General features: G+C 42.7%; 24 protein-coding genes. 14 read left to right on the forward strand and 10 right to left on the reverse strand.

Annotation, left to right across the window (positions count from 1 at the left end; translation table 11 throughout):
- The first annotated feature begins 64 nt into the window (after positions 1 to 64).
- The 3 genes from NMG48_RS13505 (at position 65) to hisF (ending at position 2,922) form a co-directional block, all read left to right on the forward strand.
- Positions 65 to 394: a DUF3007 family protein gene (locus NMG48_RS13505; RefSeq protein WP_271252042.1), complete on the forward strand. Its 330-nt coding sequence runs from the start codon at positions 65 to 67 to the stop codon at positions 392 to 394.
- A complete protein-coding gene (locus NMG48_RS13510) occupies positions 391 to 2,067 on the forward strand; it encodes a hypothetical protein (RefSeq protein WP_271252043.1) in 1,677 nt (558 codons plus the stop codon). The genes NMG48_RS13505 and NMG48_RS13510 overlap by 4 nt, the downstream gene beginning before the upstream one ends.
- Positions 2,068 to 2,151: 84 nt before the next feature.
- The gene (gene hisF / locus NMG48_RS13515) at positions 2,152 to 2,922 is read left to right on the forward strand and encodes an imidazole glycerol phosphate synthase subunit HisF (protein WP_271252044.1); all 771 of its coding nucleotides are present in this window, start codon (positions 2,152 to 2,154) and stop codon (positions 2,920 to 2,922) included.
- A 180-nt stretch (positions 2,923 to 3,102) separates the two neighbouring features.
- On the opposite strand, the gene NMG48_RS13520 is transcribed toward hisF, so the two are convergent.
- The 3 genes from NMG48_RS13520 to NMG48_RS13530 all read right to left on the reverse strand — a co-directional run bounded on the left by NMG48_RS13520 (position 3,103) and on the right by NMG48_RS13530 (position 6,718).
- Entirely contained in the window at positions 3,103 to 4,806 is a 1,704-nt protein-coding gene (locus NMG48_RS13520; RefSeq protein WP_271252045.1) for an NAD+ synthase, read from the reverse strand.
- Between the two features lie 218 nt (positions 4,807 to 5,024).
- On the reverse strand, positions 5,025 to 5,645 hold the full coding sequence (locus NMG48_RS13525; RefSeq protein WP_126385655.1) for a CPP1-like family protein: 621 nt from the start codon (positions 5,643 to 5,645) through the stop codon (positions 5,025 to 5,027).
- Positions 5,646 to 6,028: 383 nt separating this feature from the next.
- The gene (locus NMG48_RS13530) at positions 6,029 to 6,718 is read right to left on the reverse strand and encodes a Uma2 family endonuclease (protein WP_271252046.1); all 690 of its coding nucleotides are present in this window, start codon (positions 6,716 to 6,718) and stop codon (positions 6,029 to 6,031) included.
- A gap of 324 nt (positions 6,719 to 7,042) precedes the next feature.
- Between NMG48_RS13530 and NMG48_RS13535 the strand changes: the two genes are divergently transcribed.
- The 6 genes from NMG48_RS13535 (at position 7,043) to NMG48_RS13560 (ending at position 12,169) form a co-directional block, all read left to right on the forward strand.
- Positions 7,043 to 8,029 (forward strand): sodium-dependent bicarbonate transport family permease, encoded by a 987-nt coding sequence (locus NMG48_RS13535; RefSeq protein WP_169365862.1) that lies wholly within the window; start codon positions 7,043 to 7,045, stop codon positions 8,027 to 8,029.
- A gap of 402 nt (positions 8,030 to 8,431) precedes the next feature.
- The gene (locus NMG48_RS13540) at positions 8,432 to 8,743 is read left to right on the forward strand and encodes a P-II family nitrogen regulator (protein WP_271252047.1); all 312 of its coding nucleotides are present in this window, start codon (positions 8,432 to 8,434) and stop codon (positions 8,741 to 8,743) included.
- A 104-nt stretch (positions 8,744 to 8,847) separates the two neighbouring features.
- Positions 8,848 to 9,276, forward strand: a complete 429-nt coding sequence (locus tag NMG48_RS13545; RefSeq protein WP_271252048.1) for a BlaI/MecI/CopY family transcriptional regulator — start codon at positions 8,848 to 8,850, stop codon at positions 9,274 to 9,276.
- A gap of 2 nt (positions 9,277 to 9,278) precedes the next feature.
- The gene (locus tag NMG48_RS13550) at positions 9,279 to 10,154 is read left to right on the forward strand and encodes a M56 family metallopeptidase (RefSeq protein ID WP_271252049.1); all 876 of its coding nucleotides are present in this window, start codon (positions 9,279 to 9,281) and stop codon (positions 10,152 to 10,154) included.
- 169 nt (positions 10,155 to 10,323) lie between these two features.
- The gene (locus NMG48_RS13555; RefSeq protein WP_271252050.1) at positions 10,324 to 11,427 is read left to right on the forward strand and encodes a DnaJ domain-containing protein; all 1,104 of its coding nucleotides are present in this window, start codon (positions 10,324 to 10,326) and stop codon (positions 11,425 to 11,427) included.
- 187 nt (positions 11,428 to 11,614) lie between these two features.
- Positions 11,615 to 12,169 (forward strand): retropepsin-like aspartic protease family protein, encoded by a 555-nt coding sequence (locus NMG48_RS13560; RefSeq protein ID WP_271252051.1) that lies wholly within the window; start codon positions 11,615 to 11,617, stop codon positions 12,167 to 12,169.
- Positions 12,170 to 12,251: 82 nt separating this feature from the next.
- On the opposite strand, the gene NMG48_RS13565 is transcribed toward NMG48_RS13560, so the two are convergent.
- Both NMG48_RS13565 and NMG48_RS13570 read right to left on the reverse strand, forming a co-directional pair.
- Positions 12,252 to 12,875, reverse strand: coding sequence for a histidine phosphatase family protein (locus NMG48_RS13565; protein ID WP_271252052.1), 624 nt, complete (start codon positions 12,873 to 12,875; stop codon positions 12,252 to 12,254).
- Between the two features lie 133 nt (positions 12,876 to 13,008).
- Entirely contained in the window at positions 13,009 to 13,497 is a 489-nt protein-coding gene (locus NMG48_RS13570) for a GNAT family N-acetyltransferase (protein ID WP_271252053.1), read from the reverse strand.
- Between the two features lie 176 nt (positions 13,498 to 13,673).
- Between NMG48_RS13570 and NMG48_RS13575 the strand changes: the two genes are divergently transcribed.
- A complete protein-coding gene (locus tag NMG48_RS13575; protein ID WP_271252054.1) occupies positions 13,674 to 14,078 on the forward strand; it encodes an MAPEG family protein in 405 nt (134 codons plus the stop codon).
- 51 nt (positions 14,079 to 14,129) lie between these two features.
- Here NMG48_RS13575 and NMG48_RS13580 read toward each other — a convergent pair whose 3' ends face one another.
- Positions 14,130 to 14,429, reverse strand: coding sequence for a hypothetical protein (locus NMG48_RS13580; protein ID WP_271252055.1), 300 nt, complete (start codon positions 14,427 to 14,429; stop codon positions 14,130 to 14,132).
- An 86-nt stretch (positions 14,430 to 14,515) separates the two neighbouring features.
- Positions 14,516 to 16,042, reverse strand: a complete 1,527-nt coding sequence (locus NMG48_RS13585) for a phosphomannomutase/phosphoglucomutase (protein ID WP_271252056.1) — start codon at positions 16,040 to 16,042, stop codon at positions 14,516 to 14,518.
- Between the two features lie 267 nt (positions 16,043 to 16,309).
- Between NMG48_RS13585 and NMG48_RS13590 the strand changes: the two genes are divergently transcribed.
- From NMG48_RS13590 to secA, 3 genes are all read left to right on the forward strand, one after another.
- The gene (locus tag NMG48_RS13590) at positions 16,310 to 16,762 is read left to right on the forward strand and encodes a MarR family winged helix-turn-helix transcriptional regulator (RefSeq protein ID WP_271252057.1); all 453 of its coding nucleotides are present in this window, start codon (positions 16,310 to 16,312) and stop codon (positions 16,760 to 16,762) included.
- A 118-nt stretch (positions 16,763 to 16,880) separates the two neighbouring features.
- Entirely contained in the window at positions 16,881 to 17,657 is a 777-nt protein-coding gene (locus NMG48_RS13595; RefSeq protein WP_271252058.1) for a DODA-type extradiol aromatic ring-opening family dioxygenase, read from the forward strand.
- Between the two features lie 545 nt (positions 17,658 to 18,202).
- Positions 18,203 to 21,013 (forward strand): preprotein translocase subunit SecA, encoded by a 2,811-nt coding sequence (gene secA, locus NMG48_RS13600; RefSeq protein WP_271252059.1) that lies wholly within the window; start codon positions 18,203 to 18,205, stop codon positions 21,011 to 21,013.
- Positions 21,014 to 21,081: 68 nt separating this feature from the next.
- On the opposite strand, the gene tatC is transcribed toward secA, so the two are convergent.
- Positions 21,082 to 21,768: a twin-arginine translocase subunit TatC gene (tatC, locus tag NMG48_RS13605; protein WP_345961267.1), complete on the reverse strand. Its 687-nt coding sequence runs from the start codon at positions 21,766 to 21,768 to the stop codon at positions 21,082 to 21,084.
- 708 nt (positions 21,769 to 22,476) lie between these two features.
- On the opposite strand from tatC, the gene NMG48_RS13610 reads away from it, so the two are divergent.
- Positions 22,477 to 22,878 carry a hypothetical protein gene (locus NMG48_RS13610; RefSeq protein WP_271252061.1) on the forward strand — a complete coding sequence of 134 codons (402 nt, stop codon included), beginning with the start codon at positions 22,477 to 22,479 and terminating at the stop codon, positions 22,876 to 22,878.
- Between the two features lie 141 nt (positions 22,879 to 23,019).
- On the opposite strand, the gene NMG48_RS13615 is transcribed toward NMG48_RS13610, so the two are convergent.
- Positions 23,020 to 23,496, reverse strand: a complete 477-nt coding sequence (locus NMG48_RS13615; RefSeq protein WP_271252062.1) for a hypothetical protein — start codon at positions 23,494 to 23,496, stop codon at positions 23,020 to 23,022.
- 196 nt (positions 23,497 to 23,692) lie between these two features.
- The gene (locus tag NMG48_RS13620; RefSeq protein ID WP_271252063.1) at positions 23,693 to 24,142 is read right to left on the reverse strand and encodes a pentapeptide repeat-containing protein; all 450 of its coding nucleotides are present in this window, start codon (positions 24,140 to 24,142) and stop codon (positions 23,693 to 23,695) included.
- Positions 24,143 to 24,224: the final 82 nt, after the last annotated feature.

The raw sequence follows: 24,224 nt of genomic DNA on the forward strand, positions 1-24,224 counted from the left end.
TTAAAAATGCCTTTAAATCAGCGCTTAGCGCTGATTTAAATAAATATTTGAGAGATTGAAGATTATGCGCCGCATTGATGCCATAGCAATTATGGTTGCTTTTTTTGGATTTGGTGGAGTTGCCTTTTGGGCTTTTCGCGCCTACGGCTTCGATGCAACCAATGCAGGCGTTTGGAGTCAGGTTGTCCTTGTCGGTGTGTTGCTAGCTTGGATTTCTACCTATGTCTTTCGAGCCGTCACTCAAACCATGACCTACAATCAGCAACTTGATGATTACAAAAAGGCAGTTTTGGCAAAGCAACTTGAGGAAATGTCTCCCGAAGATCGCGAAAAGTTGCTTGCTGAGGTAGAGGCAGAAAAGAAACTAACTCAAAATGTCGTCAAAGATGAATGAATCAGCGATCGCCCTATTATTCTCTGTTTCATCCTAAGCCGCTCGCGAGGCGGGTTAGTTCCTTTGGCTTTCCGAGAGACTTGGGCGATCGCTTTCAAATTATTCAACGGTGGTTATGCTTTGCCAATGATGGCGAACCGTCGAATCTAATTGCGGAAGCGCAGTTTTTACACGATATTTTTGTTGATATTTTGGGGTACAAATCCCCCTTCGAGACGGCAGGGGGGGCTTGGGAACTAGAGCTACATCCCAAACCTGCCGTAGGTTTTTTTACAGAAACTTCGGTTAATGTCATTGCCGAAATTATTGTTAATGCTGCCGAAGAAGGGGCGATCGTCAAGCCTGAGCCGCAGCATGAGACGACTGAATGGATGATCGTGCTGGACTATCGTGAGATCTGTCTTTACCATCGCGATGTTTCAGGACTGTTTTGCCAAAGATTTGCGTGGGAATCGCTGGCGGATTTAGAACAACTTAAGGCTTTTTATTTTTTACTATCGCGGCGGACACTTTTGCGGGGCATTGCTAATAGTGAGGAGCGATCGCGTACCACCCAGCTATTAGAAGAATCACACCAACTGGAAGCTGAAGTTCTTAAAAATTTTCACAGTCACTATTACAAAATTCGTAGTCAGTTAATTAAAGATTTTCGCTATCGTTTGCTCTTGCTTGCCCAAGCCCCCAATACAGGCAATTTGGACTCACATCTGCAAATTAGTACCGAAGATGTCATTGCGATCGCGATTTATCAAGCCCAGAAATTATTGAATCGCATCTTATTTGTCGCTTGTTGTGAAGATCGCGGATTACTGCCTGAACATCTGATTAAAGATGCTTACGAGTTTATCAATCCCTATGTAGAGCAACATATTTGGGAAAATTACAAGGCGGTTTTTCGTTGGGTACAAAAGGGGAATCCCAATTATCACAATCCGATTAATGCTTATCCATCGAGTTTATTTGAAAGCGATCGCATTTTAGATGGTGCGCTGTTTGTGGGGGATGAGCTATGTCGTCAGATTAAAGAGATTGCGCGGTTTGACTTTGGGGAAGATATTACTCGCCATATTCTGACCGCACTTTTTGATGATTCCATTAAAGAATTGTCGCAATATCGCAAAGATCTGGGCAATCTCAGCAAAAGACGTACTCCTAAGTTACCTTGCAAAGCAATTCTCCACAGTGAGTCCGTTATTCGCACTTTACAGCAGCATTTGTCTCTAGGAAATAAAGATGACGATCGCGATCGCCAGTTTGCTCAAGACACCTTGGCATATTGCAAAGCATATCAAGAGCGTTTACTCAATATCAAAATTGTGCATCCAAAATGTGGTGCAGGCGTATTTCTGACTACGGCACTGGAGTTTTTAATTTCTGAACATGAGCGTATCCATCATCTCTTAACCAAATTCTCTCCCCATCCTGAAGTCCTTGTGCATAGGAATCCCACGGAAGTAATCGCACATATTTTGCAGCATAATCTCTTTGGCTGTGATGTGGTCGAGGAATCTATCGAAATCACCCGTCTATCTCTATGTTTGCGATCGCTCGAAATCAATCCCGCCATTCCCAATTTTGAGCAGAATATTCAATTAGGTGAGTTGGTAAATTGTGATTTTGGTGAAGAGTTTCAGCAAGCAAGCGATCGCGATGAGATCGTAATTCTAAAATAAGGCAATGGCGGCGCGAAGCGCCGCCATTGCCTTTTAAGGTAGAATATTCACTCTTACTGTGATTGTGGAATAGTTAAAAGGCTTATGCTGGCGAAACGGATTTTGCCTTGTCTTGATGTAAAAGCAGGTCGAGTCGTCAAAGGGGTGAACTTTGTCGATCTCAAGGATGCTGGCGATCCCGTAGAACTAGCACAGGCTTATAACCAAGCAGGAGCCGATGAACTAGTATTTCTTGACATCACTGCTACCCATGAAGATCGCGGCACGATTTTAGATGTGGTCTATCGTACTGCTGAGCAAGTTTTTATTCCCCTCACCGTTGGTGGTGGTGTCCGCAATCTCGACAATATTCGCGAACTGTTACGGGCAGGAGCCGATAAGGTCAGCATGAATTCCGCCGCCGTTCATGATCCTGACCTCATTAATCGCAGTAGCGATCGCTTTGGTAATCAGTGCATTGTTGTAGCGATCGATGCCCGTCGCAGAAACGATCCCCAGAATTTAGGCTGGGATGTATATGTACGTGGTGGGCGTGAAAATACGGGTATTGATGCGCTCTGGTGGGCGCAGGAAGTTGTTAAGCGTGGTGCAGGGGAAATCTTGCTGACCAGTATGGATGCGGATGGAACCAAAGCTGGTTACGATCTCGAACTTACGCGCCAAGTTGCGGATTTAGTAGAAGTGCCTGTAATTGCTTCAGGTGGGGCAGGTAATTGCGAGCATATTCTCCAAGCCGTGACAGAAGGTAAAGCCGAAGCAGCATTGCTAGCCTCACTACTACACTATGGCGAATTAACGATTACTGAAATTAAAGAATATCTCAGCGCTCATCAAGTGCCAGTGCGATCGCTTTAGAAAAAATTCTGCGCCGCAGAATTTTTGGCATTCATATACTTAACACACCAAAGTCATCTTTGCCCTCACCCCTAGCCCCTCTCCCGCAGGAGATGGGAACAAGAAATCTTACTCCCCTTCTCCTGCGGGAGAAGGGGGTGGGGGATGAGGGATGCGTCAAGTATATTAACGCAGAATTTTTTAGGGGGTAACTTTACTAGCGATCGGCATTCTCCAACCAGAGCCAAAGGCGCGATCAGTAATTTTTAAACCAGGGGCAGCTTGGCGGCGTTTGAATTCGGCAATTTTGACCAGACGCACTACGCGATCAACCGTTGCTTGCTCATGTCCAGAGGCAATGATTTCGGCTGCCGATAAATGCTGGTTAATTAATTTATGCAAAATATCATCGAGAATATCGTAGGGCGGTAGGGAATCTTGATCGACTTGATCGGGCTTTAGCTCTGCACTAGGGGGCTTTGTGATGATATTTACAGGAATAACTTCCGCAACACCCTGCTTAATTGCTAGCGGTGAATTAGTGCGATTGAGCCATTCGCAAATCGAAAATACTCGCGTTTTTGGGACATCAGCGATCGCCGCCAGACCACCATTCATATCCCCATAGAGAGTGCAATAGCCCACGGACACTTCAGATTTATTACCCGTAGAAATTAGCAAATGTCCGAATTTATTGGAGATCGCCATGAGCAAGCTCCCCCGAATCCGCGATTGTAAATTCTCTTCAGTGACATCACTGGCGCGTCCCGCAAATAGATGCGCCAAACTATGATCAAAAGCCGACATCATTGGCTGAATGGGAATTGTTTCTGTGGTAATTCCTAAATTCTGGGCAAGGGCGATCGCATCGGTAATCGAATGATCGGAACTATAGGGAGAAGGCATCATCACACCCAAAACATTCTCTTTGCCGATCGCCTCTGTGGCGATCGCCGCAACTAGCGCTGAGTCAATACCGCCACTTAAACCAATGACGACCTTCCGAAAGCGACATTTCTGCACATAGTCCCTTACACCAAGAACTAGAGCCGCAAAAATTTCCGCATCGTCACTTTCATAGCTTGATAAATTTGGACTCTGACCAACTTGCTCAAAATCAATTACAAGTAAATCTTCATCAAAACCTTTGCCCCGCGCCACAATTTCGCCATCGCGATTAAACGCCATACTGCGCCCATCAAAAATCAGATCGTCATTTGCGCCGACCTGATTGGCATAGAGCAAGGGCAAGTTATGCACGATCGCACTATGGCTGAGCATGGCTTCACGTAATTTCTGCTTACCGACAGCATAGGGAGAAGCGGATAAATTAACCAGCAAATCCACTTCTTTTTGCGCTAGTTCCGCCACAGGATCATCCGCATAGTTCCGTTTTCCCCAAAACTTCTCATCATTCCAAATATCCTCGCAAATGGTCACGCCCACTCGCAATGACGCTTGGTCTGACAGCTTTAATGTAAAAACTTGACTCCCCTCACCCACCTCAAAATAACGATCTTCATCAAATACGTCATAGGTCGGCAACAATCGCTTATGGAAAATTTGCTGCACTTTGCCATCCTGTAACAAAGCGGCACTATTAAACAGAGGCTTGCCCCCCACCTGACTTGCCTGCGGATTTATGGAAACTGTCCCCACTAGTACTGCCACATCATGGGGAAGTTTCTTGGCTAAATCGGCGATCGCTGAGTCCATATCGCGCACAAATTGGCGACTCATCAATAAATCGCGAGGCGGATAGCCACAGATAGATAGTTCAGGGGTGAGGACTAACTGCACACCCTGCGCCGCCAAATTTTGGATCGCAGACAACAGGCGATCGCAGTTACCCACCAAATCACCAATGATCGGATTAAGCTGGGCGATCCCAAATTTTAAGGTCATATCGGTATATCTCGTTGGAAAGTAGCTTTTGGCTGTTAGCTTTTGGCTTTTAGCTTTTAGTGATTAGCTTTTAGCTTTTGGATTGCTATATCTTAAAAAAGGTATTGTGAGATGCTTGTCTTGCAATATCCTCACAATACCTTTTTACCTTTTTAGTCATTCATAGCTGCAGCTACTTTCCATAGCCAAAAACTAACAGCTAATCGATAACAGCTAAATTAACGCAAGAAACAAGCATGGAGCCACATGACTAACAAAATAATTGCCATTTGGATAGGGCTAGGGAAAAATCCATCGCTTACCAAACGGGACAATACTAAAACTTGGTTAGTCAAAGCCGCAAGCACTACCCCCACAGTGATCCCCGACAAGGAAATCAACAGAGCGCGTCCAAAACGATTTTCTTTGCGAGTGAGTAAATAGACACTAACAATCAAGCCAAATGAGAGCCAAGTGGTGGTGGCGGTTGGTACAAAAAAGCTGATTGCCCCAAGTCCAGTAAAAATCCCCAGAGAAATGTAAATGTCTTTTTGACTAGGACTGTCTAGTAATCTTGATAACCAAGAGGGAGCGCGACGTTGGGGATTATTTTGTAAAGCCGCAGGAATCGCTGTCGATAGGCGTTCAGGATAGCGAATCCGATCGGGAACAGCTATTTTGCCTTCTTTACGGGCGCGTAAACGATCCATAAGGATGGCATCGTAGGCAACCTCGATCACTTCTTGTTGAGACTCATCCCCCTCATATTCGCGCAATAGGCGATCGCGTGCATCACGCACTTCTTCAAAGGAGGCTTCGTCATGGACTCCTAGTTTTTCGTAGGGAGTTGGTTCGCTCATTTTTCCAACTGTAATTTCTAACTTTAAGTGTTTGTAGAATTCACTATGGAATTCACGCAAAAGACAGCCTAGCAACTAATCAGAAAATAGTATGCAGCCTATATCTAACCATAGTATAACGCTTGATTTAAAATCCTTATGTGAATTTTTAGATATATAGCGATCGCTAGTCTAATGAGGCAAATTTCCCCTCTTCGGCGAGAAATTTGTCCTATCTGCTTGAAAATCGCTAACTAGCGATCGCTATATTTCTATAAAAGTCATGTTTAAAATATTATAGTTACTGCTCTTCGCGCTGTAACTATAGAAATAGCAATCGCTATTTCTATAAAAGTCTTGCCCCAATCATATATCTACTGCGCGAAGCGTAGTAGATATATAAACTAGCGATCGCTATATTTTTGTAAAAGCCATGCCCCAACCTCAGATTGAGATTTTTCGCGGCTGAGTCTTAGGGCAAATTCGAGATCGGCGATCGCTAAACCACCTAGCAACTTCGACTCCGTAATCTGACGACTGCCACCATTGAGCATTTCAAAGGCAATGATTCTTACTTCTTGGACATCAACAACCCAATATTCATTAGTTCCCAATTGCTCATAAAGTAATCGTTTCTTGCCTAAGTCGTCGCCTAGCGTAGAACTAGATATTTCGATCACCAAATTAGGAACGGCAAATTCATCGAGATTTACTACGAAGTTGCTGCGTGGCACTAAACTTGCAGATTCACCGATGTAGTAAGAGATATCGGGTTGACACCCTTGAACTCCTGTTTTTGTATAGCTGCAATTGATCAAACCTCTTGCAGGAATAGCAGCTGCCAATGTGCAGTACAAGCTAATTGCAAAAAGAGTCATGCCATGATCGAGTGCGTGTGCAGAGTTAACTAACTCTGTTTCAATCCTCATTTGCCTAAATTGATTTTTGTCGTAATAACATCGCGAGTCTGCATATAGAGGATTTTCGAGAATCTGCACAAACTCTTCCCATGTTGCGCTAATCCATTGATCGGTAAGGAGTGGCTGGGATATTGGCTCTTGATTTTTGAGACGAGGAGTAGCGATCGCTGTCATCTTGATAATCTCCCAAAGACAAAACTTTGATAAAACCCAAAAAGTTGTGGCGCACGCTGCGCGTGCGCCACAGCTTTTTGGGTTTTATATTTGCGCCTAGCTAGTCATATGCTATCAAACCAAAGCAGTGAAAAGAGCCACCTTGCAAGAGTTTTCATTTCTTTGAGTTGATGAAATCTGTAAGCATGTGACCCTAATAACGCATTTGCGATTGAGATCGCCATACAATTCTGTAGACTGACATCAGGTATTAATTATTTAAAAAATTACTTCTGCACAATTTGTTTCTAAAAAAATCTTTTATTTTTATATGGATCTGTCCACATGGATTTAGACCTAATTGTTTCTAATGTTCTCAATCCGCCGATCTTGTTCTTTTTCTTAGGCATGATGGCAGTATTGATTAAGTCGGATTTAGAAATTCCGCCGCCAATTCCGAAATTATTCTCACTATATTTACTTCTAGCGATCGGCTTTAAGGGTGGTGTCGAGCTTGTCAAAAGCGGGATTAGCCAAGAAGTAGTACTGACAATGGTTGCAGCAATCCTCATGGCTTGCCTTGTCCCCGTCTATTCATTTTTCATTCTCAGAATTAAGCTTGATGCCTATAATGCTGCTGCGATCGCCGCAACCTATGGCTCGATTAGTGCTGTTACCTTCATTACCGCTAGCTCATTTTTGGGACAGTTAAATATTCCCTTTGATGGCTATATGGTCGCTGCTTTGGCGCTGATGGAGTCCCCCGCAATTATTGTCGGATTGATCCTCGTCAGTCTATTCACCGCCGCAGAAAAAGCCGAAAAAGGCGAAGAACGAGAATTTGCATGGGGGGAAGTCCTCCGTGAAGCTTTTCTGAATAGCTCCGTATTTTTGCTAGTTGGTAGCTTAATTATTGGCTGCCTCACAGGGGAAAGAGGTTGGCATGTCCTGTCACCCTTTACCCAAGATATGTTTTATGGCGTGTTGACTTTCTTCTTGATGGATATGGGATTAGTCGCCGCAAAACGTATTAAAGATTTACAAAAAACAGGCGTATTTTTAATTGCCTTTGCGATTTTGATGCCAATCTTAAATTCGGGTGTGGGGATTGCGATCGCCAGATTAATTTCGATGTCTCAGGGAGATGCCCTTCTATTTGCAGTGCTATGTGCTAGTGCATCTTATATCGCCGTACCTGCCGCGATGCGTCTGACCGTGCCAGAAGCAAATCCCAGCCTCTATGTCTCGACTGCCCTAGCTGTCACATTCCCCTTCAACATTATTGTCGGAATTCCTTTATATTTATATGTAATCAATTTATTTTGGGTCTAGACTCAAAATAATCTTCTAAATGCCTATTGATATAGTGCTTTTCAAGCTAGCGAGGTACAGAGAGTTGTGTCCTCTCTAAAGGCGAGGAAACAAACCCTTACTTCCCTAAAACTAAGAAACGCTATATTTGCCAGTAAGGTGATTTCCTAAAAAGCTTGCAAAACAAGTCTTTGAAGAAATCACTAGGGTTTCTAGTAGTACAAAGCAATATAAACAGTCTTGTCATGCAAGGCTGTTTTTTTTAACCAAATGTTAACTAGTCCGAACTTACGTTAAATAAAATGCAAGATCATCCACCTTACGAATAAAAGCACCCATAATTTAGGTGGATCTCCATATTTAGAATAGATAGCGCCAAGCGTTAGTCATTCTAGAATTTATTATTTTAGTCGAGATAAAACTATGCACGCGGTGAAAAGGATCGAAATTGTATCTGATTCTGTCGAATCCCATAAAATCATCAAGGTTTTAGAAACCGTTGGGGTTTTAAACTATACGGTCATCCGTAATGTGGTGGGCAAAGGAGTCAGTGGTACAAACTCAGGTGATCTGGATATGAGTATGCTGGAAAATGATTATGTGATTGCATTCTTCTTGGCAGATAAAACCAAATTATTAGTCGAAAATCTCAGACCAGTGATTAATAAATTTGGTGGTGCTTGTTATGTTTCCGATGCAATGGAAATTAATTCTATTCAATGTGTCGCTTCGTAGTGCCGCTTCGTAGAAGTCCTAAGAGAGATGTGGCGCAAAACTTCTCATCTCTCTTGTAAATGTGCAAAGCGCTATAGTAGTAAGCAAATGTAATTTGAGCAGCTATGACTCCATTACCGAAATATCGACCGAAACAGTTATCGCTTGGTCCCTTAGAGTCGGAACTCCTCAATATTATTTGGGATAGCACAAGAATTAGTGCGACGGATATCCACGATCGCATTCTTGCCGATCCCGATCGCGAGTTAGCCTATGGCTCAGTGATGACAGTATTGCGCCGCCTCGAGCAAAAGGGTTGGATCGCCTGCGATAAAGAGGGACGTACCTTCTATTGGCAGACCCTAATTTCCCGAGAGGAAGCACAAGCCTTAACTGCTTATCACCAACTCAATCGTTTCTTAGAAGTGGGTGATGCGGACATTGTGGCAGCCTTTGCCAATGATCTTGATCGCGCCAGTATGGACAAGCTTGAAGCGATCGCGACACGTCTCAAAACTATTCGCCAATCTAGAGAACAGTCACAGGAAGGTTAGCCATGCTATTTTTCTCGATGCATTCTGTGATGCTTGTGGGTTCTCTCGGCTTAGCGTGGGGTTTGCGTTACGGTTGGCAGAGTAGCCATAATTCATCATTAACTTGGCAAATGCGTTGGCATAGAGCCTTATTTTGCTTTGTACTGCCGCCGATGCTAGTCGTCACGACCGCGATCGCCGTGCTATGTATGGGAGCCGAAGGTCAAATGATCGGTTTGCAAGCTGGCTATGTCAGCTATGCGATCGCCTTTATATTTTTGATGTATAGCATTTTTCGCAGTGGACAACTTGCCTTGATTGGCTGGCAATCCTTACAAAAATTGCAAAAGTTAGTTATCAATAGCGAAGTAGCAAATAGCTCAGATCCCATGCAGTTGCTAAATATTCCAATGTTGTTTGCCGCGCAAATTGGGTTTTGGAAATCAAAGCTTTTTGTGAGCCAAGGTTTGCTCGATACCCTTGATGCCGAACATCTCGAAGCAGTTTTACTCCATGAACGCGCCCATGCCCATTACCACGATACATTCTGGTTTTTCTGGCTAGGTTGTCTCCGTCAAATTATGCCTTGGTTGCCCAATACCCAAGAACTTTGGGAAGAGTTGCTACTATTACGTGAACTACGTGCTGATCGCTGGGCAGCTCAATATTTAGATGGCTTATTACTCGCCGAATCACTATTAGAAATGGTCAGCTATAATATGCTGCCATCCGAAACCTTTGCCGCCGCTTTTGGTTCAACAAATACAAGCGATCGCCTAGAAGAACGGATTAACTTTTTATTAGCTGAACCTGAGCCACTGCCCAAGTTTTCTTGGCGATCGCTATTTTGGCTAGGATTTTCCTTATTGCCACTTACTGTATTGCCATTGCATTCCTAAATATTAGAGAGGAAAAAAGCGGCATTTTTATTTTGGGGTTTAGCATTACTACATTTCTTAAGATAGAGGTGACGCAAAGCAACACTTCTATCTTTTTAGTTTAGCGCTAAAGTATGTATTAGATTATCTGAGCAAAACTACAATTCAGCTATGCTCAAGGCGAGCAACTATGAATCAACTGCCCAAGGAGCAAAAGCTCCAGTTTATCCGCATTGATCGAGGTATTAGTCAGTTTAATCATGACTATTACGCTGCATTGGGTTTGCCAATTATCACTAGCCCCATTTACATCCGCCATGTCTATCTGAGCATTGCTCGTATTTTGCACCCCGATGTTTACGGGTTTTCGCCAGAGGAAAAGGCAGTTGCAACGCAGTACCTCGCAAAGCTAGTCAATCCTGCCTATGACATCTTGATGAAAGAGCAGGAACGCCAAGCCTATCAAGGGATATTTAAATTACTTGCTAAGCGCCTCATGCAGAAGTCCCGCAATGTGCCGATTCATTCAGCGATCGCCTGTGAGTTACTATTTGCGCCTAATGATGGTTTGTATGAGCGTTCAGTTTCTGCGATCGCTAAGGTGCAATATCAATCTCTAGACAATATTTTGCAATATACGGGACAAATTAGTGAATTGAATCTGGTCTACATTCTCTACAAAGAAGGGTACATATACGGTGTGCCGAATATGCCACCTGTCCTATTGCCAATGATTCAGCCTAAAAATGCGTACTTCCCACCAGCCTATCCCCCATCAGCAGTACAAAATCCTTATACAAATTCTACTTACGCCAATGTGAGGTCTACATATCAAACCTATCAACCAACAGCAAATAGCCAGAATGACGACGATGCAACAGTAATTCAGACTAATGAAGAAGTATTAAATAACAAGGAGATCGCAGATCGCTTGAAAATCTGTGAGGTGTATATCAGTCAAAACGACTGGAAAAATGCTCTCAAGGAATTACGCGAAGTTTTGCAAATGAATAAAGATAATAGTAAATGTCTTGCAATGTTGGGTGTGGTTTATAAAAATACTAATCAGCCCCAAATGGCAAAAATTAGCTTTCAGCGATCGCTTCAACTAAACCCTAAAGAGCCACTAGCCCTAAAACATATTAAAGATCTAGGTAATTCTAATCCTGAGCAAAAAAGTGAGCCAAAGCCAAAGCCTGCTATTTCTAATGAGAAAAAATCTCTCCCACCACCCCAACAACGAGGTTGGTTATCCAATTTGCTCGGATGGGCTTCTCCTAATGATCCTAAATAAATGATGGATAGAACGAATCGCCACTCATCATTATAAGTAGGTGGGCGCAATTAAATATAAAACCCCAAAACCTGTGGCGCACGCGCAGCGTGCGCCACAGGTTTTGGCTCTGATTTTTAATTATGCCCAGCTACTTATTTATGACAAAATATTCAGTAAGCTGCAAAATATCAAAACCCTTTAGATTATGTCCAAAACCAATTTAGCAACGATTACTTTAATAGTTAGTTCTTTGATTGGTATGAGTGAGTTATTTGTCAATAAATTTAACTTTGTCAATCAAGCAAATGCCCAAGATTTAGATTGTTTCATGGTTAATTCTAAAGGGCGGCGCATCGATCTCAGTGGTCTATGTAGCGGTAGCCAAAATGAAACAGTCAGAATTCCCATTAAGAGACGTATGCGTGGTATTCCTGTTGTTGAAGTAACTTTTAATGGTAATCGTGTCTATGAAATGATGTTAGATACTGGAGCAAGTAGAACTTTAATTACTGCCGAAATGGCTCAAACACTGAATGTTGTACCCGATACTTCAGAGGAGTTTGATATTGCCGATGGAAGTAAGGTTAACTTTCCTATCGGCAAAGTAAAATCAATTTCATTGGGCTCTCTCAAAGTTCAAATGATGCCTGTCCCGATCGCCACGAAAGCAAATATAGGATTGTTAGGTCATGATTTCTTCGGCAATCTCGATATCAAAATCGGACGGAATGTGATTGAGCTATCTCCTCGTAGATTTTAAAGTTTTTATAGTTGAGCAAAACTCATGCTTAAAGAGGATCTCCTCAAAAATCTCTACAAATGATGATTGCGAAATTAGTACTTTATTGGATAGACAAAGAGACTGTTCCCCATGAGGTGCAGTATAGTCCATCAGATCGAAGTTCGGCAACTGCATAGGAAGTATGGGGAAAGCCATGTTGACGCGCAAAGGTAAAACTAACATTTTTTAAAATACTCGGCAACATAGCCAAATATAAGCCTCCATGAGCAACTAGAACAACATTTTGATCAGAGTATCTTCCATTTTCTACTAATCTTTCAATAAAGGGATTGAACCTTGCTTGAATTTCGCGAAAGCTCTCTCCGTTTGGCATCTTACTATCAAGGTTTTGATGAATAAACCAGTCATCTTGAACTTGATGGTGCAGATCCCATCCAATTTGAGCAGTTGTACCTTCGTAAATACCTACGCTCCATTCTTGTAATGCTGGTGTGATTTCTAGAGGTGCTTGTAAGTGGTCGGATAAAATTTGGGCAGTCTGTAAGGCTCTCAAGATAGGGCTAGAATAAATCTGGGTAATCTGCAAACTAGACAATTGATTTGCTAATGACTTCGCTTGATTGATTCCATTCTCAGTTAGAGGATGTTTGCAGCCAGTGTTAGAAAATTCTTGGAGCAGGTTAGCGAGACTTTCACCATGACGAACAAAATAGAGTTTTAGCATCACAATTTTTAATTGTTTATCTTAAGGGACTCTCTCAAAAAGGCTAAAGAAGTTGTGCATTGTCAACATGATCAGAAACTCGGTCGCTTTTGAACCTTGCAACGCTTTGCATCCACAAAACGTTGCTGAATAACTATTCTGCTAATTGGGCTAATGCTGCACCCGTAACCCGACAAATGCGCCAATCGGGAAGAATTTCTGCGCCAATGCGAGTATAAAAGGCGATCGCAGGTTCATTCCAATCCAAAACTGACCACTCAAAGCGACCATAGCCTCTGGATACTGCAATCTGAGCAAGGTTAGTAATTAGAGCTTTACCAATGCCGATACCTCGATATTCCGATAGTACAAATAGATCTTCGAGATAGATGCCGCGACGGGTGAGGAAGGTGGAATAGCTGGTAAAAAACAGGGCAAATCCTACAATTTGATTCGGTTCTATCTCCGCCACGATCGCTTCAATACAAGGATTTTCGCCAAATAGATCTGCTTGGAGAGTTTGACTATCGCCTGTGACCTGATCCGAGAGTTTCTCATAGTCAGCAAGGGCAAGAACTAGCGAAAAAATGGCTGGAACATCCTGAATTGTAGCGGGACGAATCTTAAATTGCGGTTGAGTCATTTTATTAGAGGTAAGAGACATGCAGGAAAATAAAGAACCGATTTTTAGTGGCGCGGCTTCGCCGCGCCACTAAAAATTTGGTTCCTTATTAAATCGCAGAACCCTAAGTCGATTTTTCCTGTAGGATAAGCTTAACAAAAGTTAACTTTATTGATCGCATATTTCGACAAACTGCTATGAGCCTGACTTTAACTCCATCACAAATACTACTCTATGGAATTGCGATCGCTGGGGGATTGATCTACTTGCCTTACATCGTTGTCGCCTATGGACGAGTGAGTGTTGGCTATGACGTAAATGCACCGAGAGCAATGTTCGATCGCTTGCCTGACTATGCCAAACGCGCTACATGGGCGCACCAAAATTCCTTTGAAGTATTTGCCTTATTTGCGGCTGCTGCCCTCACGGCCTATGTTAGTAACTCTGCCTCTGATAAGACTTCCCTCGATATATTGATATTTTTAGCAGCAAGGGTTTTGTTTACCTTGTTCTATATTCTTGATTTACCTTGGTTGCGATCGCCAATGTGGGCAATCAGTATGGTCTGTATTGGTGGTCTATTTTCTGCAAGTCTTTTCTAAAAAACTATTTCATGAAGGCGGCGCGAAGTGCTGCCTTCATGAAATAGTTTTTTACTTTCTTCCCAAATAAAATCCCAATGATGTGCCAGTCATGGCAATCAGCGCCACCAAGATCAGGCTAAAAAAATCTTTAGCTTCCGCAAAAGTAACTTTATTTAAAGATACTGCTAATGTCAGCAAAATCAATGACAGTCCGCACACTGAGGCAAAGGTAATCACCAGAATTAGCGTGATCGCATTACTAATCTTGTCTGGCAAAGTTCCTAGATGGTCTTTTTTAGCTAATTTACTTTCTTCTATCTCGATCAGTTTAGACTCTTGCGAATTTTCATAATTCATGGGTATTGGCATTTACTTTGGGAATATTTTTAGGGAAGAATAAGCGCCGCTTATCCTTCCTGATCGTCACCGAAAAGGCTGTCCACTGGGTAGCTTTTTTATTTTTGGAAGGCAGAAAGATCCAATCCGTCAATGGGTTGTAAGAAAGCGAATAATTGATTTGTAATCTTGGCAACGCCACCTTGAATATTCGATTCAATATTTAAAGGCATTACAGGATCATGTAATGAGAGCCGTAGTAGAAACCAGCCATTCTCATCATCAGCAGTACAGGAAACGCGGATACCTTCATAATTATTCGGTACGATCTGCCAATCGGTTTGGTTCGAGGAAAAGTCTTGTAAATCTTTAATGACCTTCTCTCCTAAAGATTTAAAATCCTCTACCAGCATTTTGATACGAAACTCTTCGCTTTCGACTGGCTCTTGTAAGTTGGCAATTAAATCGGTGAGCGATTTTCCCGCTAATTTAGACTTGGCTAATTCAATCAGGAGCTTACTTACCAAATAAGCGCCATCATCAAGGAAATAGTTCTCCTTCATTGCACCGTGTCCTGAAGTCTCGATCGCTAGCCAAGACTCTTGCCCTGATTGATTAAGACGGATTGACTCGTTGATTACATTTTTGTAACCACGTTTGAAGCGATGGTGCACACCTTGCAAATCCTCGGCAATGAATTTAGCCAGTCCATCGGAGGTAATCGAATCAGTGACAATGGCTGAGTTGGGATGCTCCTTGAGGACGATCGCCGAAATAAGCGCAATTAAGCGATTACGATTAAGCTCTTTGCCAAATTGATCGACCGCTGCACTGCGATCGACATCAGTATCAAAAATAATCCCAAAATCTGCTTGATGTTTAACAACTGCTTCACAAATAGAAGCCATTGCTACTTTATCTTCAGGATTGGGAACGTGATTGGGAAATGTGCCATCGGGATCGAGAAACTGGCTACCCGTAATATCTGCACCGAGAGGTTCTAAGACTTTACTAGCATAGAATCCACCAGCCCCATTCCCTGCATCAACGATGATTTTTAATCCCTGAAGTGGTTGTTCGTAATGGTCGGGATGATTGACTGCTTCACGAATTTTGGTGACAAATTGATTCGCATAGACTGAGATAAAATCATGCTTGGTGATATTTCCTTGAGAAGCGGAAATTACAAATTCGTTCTTCTCGGCAAGATTGAGAATATCAGTAATATCTTTTTTCTCTAAGCCACCTTGAGCCGTAAAAAACTTTAAGCCATTGCGATTGAAGGGTAGATGACTCGCCGTGAGCATAATTGCCCCATCACAGTTAAAGCCATCGGTAACAGTACTCATAAACATCGCTGGTGTCGATGCGATCGCAAAGTCATATACCTGACTACCAAGGGACGTTATTCCTTCCATTACTGCTTGCATTAACTCCGCACCCGATAGTCGACTATCGCGCCCTACGGAAATTAGTAAGTTTGAGGTAGGTTTGTCTAGTTTCTGAGATAGCCAAATTGCAAAAGATTGTCCGAGGATTTTGGCAATGGCAGGAGTTAGGTTTACGTCTTCATTGGGTACGCCTGCGATCGCTACGCCACGAATATCTGAGCCATTTTGCAGCTTTTTCCAATTGAAATCTTGCATCGTTATCTTGCTTTCATACGCTACTACTAAGTAGTTCAGCATAAGTAAACTAAAAACCTGCTTGTGTCGCCCGCTACGCGGGCGACACAAGCTCTGTTTTTGGGGTTTTAACGATGCTGAACTACTTAAGTAGTCTAAGGTTCTAATCCAAGACTTATGTAGATCGATATTATTTATCCATATTTCGAGCTTAAGGAATTGCAGCGCATCACGCAGCAATTCCTTAACTATAATATTACTAATCAAAATAGTTCTAATAATAATCAAATGACCTCAACGCAGAATAAATCTGTCCAAGCTGCCCGTGAAGCCTTTATCCCAACAATGCGCGAATTAGTCAGAACCTATCAAGCATTGTCGGCTTATTCCGAAACCCATATCCGCCAATTTGATCTTACGCCTGCTCAGTTTGATGTTATTGCTTCCCTTGGTAATACCAATGGCATGAATATGGGGGAGTTAGGCGAAAAAACTTTAATTACTAAAGGGACTTTGACTGGGGTGATCGATCGCCTAATCCAAAAAGAATTAGTAACCAGAGAAACTCCCTTAGATAATCGTCGCTGTGTGAACGTGCAATTAACGACAAAGGGGCAAGAGGTTTTCGAGCAGGTCTTTCCAGCCCACATTGCTCATATTAAAGAACGGTTTGAGAAACTTGAACCTTCGGAGCTAGAGTTACTCAAAGTTTTACTCAGTCGTCTTAGACAAGCTTTTTAAAGATGAGTTGCTGCGCTTCGCGCAGCAACTCATCTTTCTGAGCTATTGACAACCTAAATTACAGGCACTAATCTATGAACATAGTTCTAGCTAGAACTATTCTATATAAAACATATATATGGACAGCTTACCCGCAATTTTCTTATCCCACGGTGCGCCAGATTTACCGATTCGAGATGGTACTGTTAGTGATTTTTTGAGATCGCTACATCAGCAATTTCCTAAGCCCAAAGCAATTTTGGTGATCTCGGCACATTGGCATTCTGATCCCCCAATGGTGAGCGCTGCGACTCATCCCAGAACTATCTATGACTTTTCAGGATTTCCCAGCCAACTCTATGAACTGAACTATCCTGCATTGGGATCACCAGAACTTAGCGATCGCGTAGTTACATTACTGACGCAAGCAGGTATTCCCTGTGAAACGCATCCCACAAGAGGCTTGGATCATGGAGCTTGGACTCCGTTGTTTCTTGCCTATCCAGCCGCCGATATTCCTGTGACGCAGCTATCGATGCAGTCCTACCGCGATCCTCTCCATCATTGGCAAATAGGCAAAGCCCTAGACCCCTTACGTCATGAAGGTGTATTGATTATCGGCAGTGGTAGTGCTACTCACAATATGTATGCTTTTGGCAAATCTTATAATGCCGAACCTCCCGATTGGGTGCGCGTTTTTGATCAATGGCTTGCCCAAAATATTTCTGAAGGCAATCAGGAAGCACTATTGCAGTACCGACAACGCGCTCCCTATGCCAAAGAGAACCATCCGACAGATGAACATCTAATGCCTTTGTTTGTAGCTATGGGCGCAGGAGGTGCGAAAGGGAAGCAACTGCATAGTAGCTATATCTATGCCGCTTTTAGTGTGGCAGCTTACGCATTTACGAGTTGAAGTGGTTACTTTGCGATTACTTCAATAAAATTCAAATGAGAGAGGATCATGTCAGTGTGTATCTACGCAGTTCCATTTGCTTGTAATCCATTGATGGAACCGTATAGTTCTAAGGCAAAATCTGGATACTATAAAAAAGGGCAGTAGTCCTAAAACGCAATGCCCAAACTGCAACAAATAGCAATGATTAGTCAAATCAGGAACGAGAGTTCGGATTATTGTCAAAAGCCTATTGACCAAAGTAAAAACAACACCAAAATCATTTTATAAATTTTCTGAAAATCAAAATAGTGATTATTAGCTAAAGTTTTGTGCCGATAAGCAATAAAAAATTATAAATTTTTTGGAAAAATGCGATCGCTAAGTGGTATAGGGGTCTAGCTTTAGGCAGAATTTGGTAACTGTATTAGCGATCACTTCGGTTATCCGAAGCTTGTATCCTCAACAGTCGGGTAATATATACTTGTAGTCCAAAATCGTATTAAATATCACGTTTGGCGCAATTCTCCGTTTTTAAATCCCCGTTTTAACTGCATTCGGTAGCTATGTTTAACCTAAAAAACCTGATTGGCGATCCTAATAAGCGCAAGCTCGATAAACTCCGTCCCGATGTGGCACTCATCAACTCCCTCGCCCCAGAGTTAGCGGCGCTGAGCGATCGCGAATTGCAAGGAAAAACAGGAGAGTTTAAACAGCGACTCGAAAAAGGCGAACCCCTCGATGACTTACTGCCCGAAGCCTTTGCTGTAGTCCGTGAAGCAGCTACCCGTGTTTTAGGATTACGGCACTATGACGTGCAAATGCTTGGGGGCATGGTCTTGCATCGGGGGGAAATTGCCGAAATGAAAACAGGGGAAGGCAAAACCCTCGTCGCCACATTGCCTAGCTACCTCAATGCCCTCTCAGGTAAAGGCGTGCATGTAGTTACCGTTAACGACTACCTAGCGCGACGTGACGCAGAATGGATGGGGCAGGTACATCGCTTTTTGGGTATGTCGGTGGGCTTGATTCAAAACTCGATGGAACCAATTGAGCGACGCAAAAACTATAACTGTGATATCACTTACGCTACTAACAGTGAACTAGGGTTTGACTATTTACGCGATAACATGGCGACCAGCATCGAAGAAGTGGTGCAGCGTCCCTTTAATTTCTGTGTCATTGACGAAGTTGACTCGATCCTGATTGATGAAGCCCGTACTCCGCTAATTATTTCGGGTATGGTCGAGCGTCCAACGGAAAAATATTTGGGTGCAGTAAAGATTGCCGAGCAGTTGCAACAAGAAACTCACTACGAAGTTGATGAAAAGCAACGTAATGTAGTGATGACCGATGAAGGCTTTGAACTTGCCGAAAATTTACTAGGGGTTAAGGATTTATTCGATCAACAAGATCCTTGGGCGCACTATGTATTTAATGCTCTCAAAGCTAAAGAGTTATTCCTCCGTGACGTAAATTACATTGTCCGTGATGGCGAAGTAATTATTGTGGATGAATTTACAGGGCGCGTCATGCCTGGTCGCCGTTGGAGTGATGGCTTGCATCAAGCGATCGAAGCAAAGGAAGGTGTACCCATTGAAAATGAAACCCAAACTCTAGCAACAATCACCTATCAAAACTTCTTCCTGCTTTATCCCAAATTAGGCGGCATGACTGGTACTGCAAAAACAGAAGAGGCAGAACTAGGCAAAATCTACAACCTTGAAGTAACCACTATGCCCACTAATCGGAAGAGTGGACGGGGTGACTGGTCGGATGTGGTTTACAAAACGGAAGCAGCAAAATGGCGCGCTGTAGCTGAAGAATGTCGCGAAATGCATGAAACAGGTCGCCCTGTTCTAGTGGGAACTACAAGTGTTGAGAAATCAGAAGTTCTCTCACGGTTATTAACTGAGAAAGGAATTCCCCACAACTTGCTGAATGCGAAACCTGAGAATGTAGAACGAGAAGCTGAAATCGTGGCTCAGGCAGGTCGTAAAGGATCGGTGACGATCGCTACCAACATGGCTGGTCGTGGTACAGATATTATCCTTGGTGGTAATGCTGACTATATGGCGCGTCTGAAGGTGCGGGAAAACTTTATGCCGCAGATTGTGCGCCCTGAAGATGATGATGACTTTACCAATGAGGGGCAGCGCATGTTTAGCGATCGCCCCCAAAAAGGACAGGGCTTTGGTGACACCTCAGAAACTAAAAAGAAAAAGACTTGGAAAGTTTCTGATAGTCTTTATCCCTGCGAACTGTCTAAGGATGCTCAAATTCTGTTGAAGGAAGCAGTTGACTTCGCAGTTGCTAAACTGGGCAGAATGAGCCAAACGGAACTTGAAGCTGAGGAAATGTTGGCTGTTGCCTCAGAAAAAGCACCGACCGATGACGAAGTCATTCAAAAATTGCGCGATGCCTTTACATTGATTAAGCGTGAATATGAAACTGTCACTGGTGCAGAACATGAGGAAGTAACTAAGCTCGGGGGGCTCCATGTGATTGGTACTGAGCGTCATGAATCGCGTCGTGTGGATAACCAATTGCGTGGTCGTTGCGGTCGCCAAGGTGACCCCGGTTCGACCAGATTTTTCCTCAGCCTCGAAGACAACTTGATGCGGATTTTTGCAGGCGATCGCGTGGCAGGTTTGATGAATGCCTTCCGAGTCGAAGAAGATATGCCGATTAGTTCAGGAATGCTCACCAGCGCTCTCGAAAATGCTCAGAAGAAGGTGGAAACCTACTATTACGACATTCGGAAGCAAGTGTTTGAGTACGACGAAGTGATGAACAATCAGCGTCGTGCGATTTACGCCGAGCGTCGTCGGGTGCTAGAAGGTGAAAACCTCCGCGATCGCGTCATCGAATATGCCGAGCGCACGATGGATGATATCGTCAATGCCTACGTCAACCCAGAGCTACCTCCCGAAGAATGGAACCTCACCGCTATGGTGAAAAAGGTCAGAGAATTTGTAAATCTCTTGCAAGACCTTGAGCCAGAGCAACTTGATGATATGTTCTTGCCTGAAATGCAAGCCTTCCTCCGTGAAGAAGTCCGTCGTGCCTACGAAATTAAAGAAGCACAGGTAGAAGCATTACAAGCTGGTTTAATGCGCCAAGCCGAAAGATTCTTTATCTTGCAACGGATTGACTCACTCTGGCGCGATCACCTCCAAGCGATGGAGGCATTGCGTGAGTCCGTTGGTCTCCGTGGCTATGGTCAGAAAGATCCTTTGATCGAATATAAGAGTGAGGGCTACGAAATCTTCCTCGATATGATGACCCAAATCCGCCGCGATGTGGTCTACTCACTCTTTGAGTTTGATCCTCGTCCTAAACAACAACCTGAAGCGATCGAAGCTGAGTTTGTCTAAAAAAAGGGGGAGCGCATAGCGCTCCCTTTTTTTAGATGGCGAGAAAAATCTTCTTGCTACCTAAGATGTTATTTTCCCATTGCTTTGACTAAGAAAATACCACCAAAGTACAGGATGCCAACTGCACCTGCAAGTAAACTCTGTGTCATTGGATCTGTGGAAGGCGTGAGGACTGCCCCAAGAATGACAGCGCCAAGCACAACATAGCGCCAGCCTGCCAACATCCTTTCTGAGTTAACGATGCCTGTAAGTGCCAATAACGCCTGAATAACGGGGATTTGAAAGGCGAGCCCTGTGCTAAACAGTAACAGCAACACAAACTCAAAATAGCGATCAATTGACCAAAACTGCTCAACTACATCACCGCCATAGCTGATAAAAAAGTTTAGGGCAGCAGGAATTAACAATTGATAAGCAAAAACAATGCCTAGTACAAACAAAATACTAGAGCCAAATACTATCGGCGCGATCGCTCGTTTTTCCTTGCGGGTCAAGCCAGGTAAGATAAAGCGCACAATTTGATACAAAATGGCAGGGCTAGAAACTAATAGCCCGCTATAGCCTGCAACTTTAATCGATACGAAAAAATATTCCCCTGGAGCCAGTTGTAAAAACTTTACCCCCTGCGCAGGGATTTCCAGTAGCGCCACGATTTTATTAACAAAGGTAAAACAGACTATCACACCAATAAAAACTGCGATTAAGGCGTAAAAAACCCGCGATCGCAACTCTTCAAGATGATCGAATAGAGACATCTCTACGTCATCAAGGGCATCAAGATCATCTTCAACGGATGCTGGCTCGGCAATAGCGATCGCTGACTCATTTACATCCTCAATCGCTGCCGCATCCGAAAGATCCTTTGGTTGCTCTGCTTCACTTACCGTCTCTAGCATGGTGTCATTACTAAAATCTACTTATCGATTACTGCTTAACAAACTATCAAATAATCGAAGTCTTATCGATACTATAGCAATCAAAAGCGTTTTACAGCGCTTTGCGCTCAAACCCGAACCAAGAAAATTTTTTGAAAGTGTTGCAAAGCAACACTTTCAAAAAATTTTCTTGTGGTTCATTTAAAAACTCAAAAATAAAAGCCTTGCGTAGCAAGGCTTTTATTTTTGAGTTTTGAGATAGGGTTTGCTATGCAAACCCTATCTCAACAACCAGTTTCAAATTATCCCGAACTCGCGTTACAGCCTATTTAGAGTTTGTGTAGTACAGATAAATTTTGAAAAAGCTTGCGAAGCAAGCTTTTTCAAAATTTATCTGGTTTTTGAGAAAGCGCAAAGCGCTGTACTTATTATGCAGAGCAGCAAATGCAAACCTTGTACTTCTCTAAAATTATGTAAACTTTATGACATTTGGCGGTAAATATTTAATACCAATGTTAGTTTTAATAAGAGTGGGCTAAATAAGGTGTCATGTTGCGGTTCACCATGTAAAAGCTAAGGAAGGTTTAAATGGCTTTATTCAAAATTCTGGGGTTTTTAGCGATCGCAGGTAGTGCTTTTTCTTTAAATGTGGGGCAGAGCGACGCGCAAGTAAGTATTGGGAGGGCGCAATCTAATGATTTATCGCCTGCTCAGCAAATCCTCTTAGAAATGCAGCAAACCAATGCACCAGCAGTAGGCGGCGGTAGTATGCAGTTGTTACGGTTCACCGATAAAAACGTATCATTTGCACCTTTAGAGGGTTTAGATCGACTTTTTAATTGGCAGATTTCAGATGACACAGGAATTCCGTCTGAGAAAACTATGGGCGATCATGTTGAAAAATTTAAACAAGATCAACGTCGGCAAATAATTTCTGATAGCCAGATGCTTGAAGCAATTAATCGCATTTATCGACCTGTTGATAAATAGGTTAATGGTCAGTTAAAGCATGAAGGAATCGTATTGGCATGAACCTGCGATCGCCTTTTATACTTGCATTAGCTCAGAAATTCTTCTCGATTGGCGCATGTCGGCTTATCTAGTGCAGCATTAGTCCCATTAGCAGAATAGTTATTCAGCTACTTTGTGGATACGAAGTGTTGCTAGGAAAATGACTATGGCAATCAGATATAGCAATAAAGCGATGGGAAATGATGTTTCTACTATTTCCCAATGAGGGGTCTTATTTGCAAAATCCCTAAGATTCTCATTGCTTAAAAGCTCTTGAATAAAGGAGTAACAGCTTCTGCCTTGATTCCAGCCATAGCAACTAGCGGGACTGGTCAAGATTTTGATGCCTTGAAATAGCAAAATACATCCAAGTAGATATTTGTTATACCTAACCGTGGCATGACGATTTTTTAAATTAGTGCTAACTATGGAAGCAATACAAAGGCTATAGAAAGGTAAAAGGACAAAGATGACAATAATACCAGCAGGAGAAGTGAAGGAAGTTAGCAGATAAACGAATAGACTCGCAACTGTATAAATACAGAAGTATCTAGTAAATTGCTTAAGAGCGATCGCCTTAGACATGATCAAGATCACAATCTATATCAATTTTCAAATAAGCATATAGCGTATACCAATCTATTGAAGTAGAGGATTGTGTCCCCGCCTGCGGCGGGGACACAATCCTTTGTAACTCGTGGCTTATTTGAAAACTAAACAATCACACATTAAAATCAAGCCCATAGGAGAGTTGCGCCGCAACTCTCCTATGGGCTTGATTTTACAAAAAGCTTTAACAATCACGATTAGATATGAGTCCATCAGGCAAGACGGTTTTACATAGTTTTGCTTTTGCTAATTGAACTTCTGATATGGTTGCACTAGTGAGATCGGCTTCTGTCAAATCAGTTTTATCAAAAATTGCATTCGTAAAATCGGTGAGTAACAGTTTAGTATGCTTGAAATTAACATAGCTAAGATTCGCTCCATTCAGATTAGCGCGACTCAGATTTGAAAAAGTAATATTGGAGCCTACTAAATTAGCTCTACTCAGATCAGAAGACAATATAAACGCATAATCTAATTTACTAACGGGTAAATATGCCCCTGTTAAATCGCAAACTTGGCAGGCTTTAGTAGTTTGTAACTTGACAATATGGCTAGGGTTCGCGGCTATTGCTGGTAAGGGAAACAAAAGCAAAATGATAAGTAGCGCGATCGCCGAATAGATGCGATATTTCATAGCTAAAGTTCTCTTAGAGTTAAATTTTAGAGATTTTGGGTGTTGTGGAAGATCGCCCCAAAGGATTACTCTTCCACAAAAT

This window comes from Pseudanabaena sp. Chao 1811, from assembly GCF_027942295.1.
Taxonomy (GTDB): domain Bacteria; phylum Cyanobacteriota; class Cyanobacteriia; order Pseudanabaenales; family Pseudanabaenaceae; genus Pseudanabaena.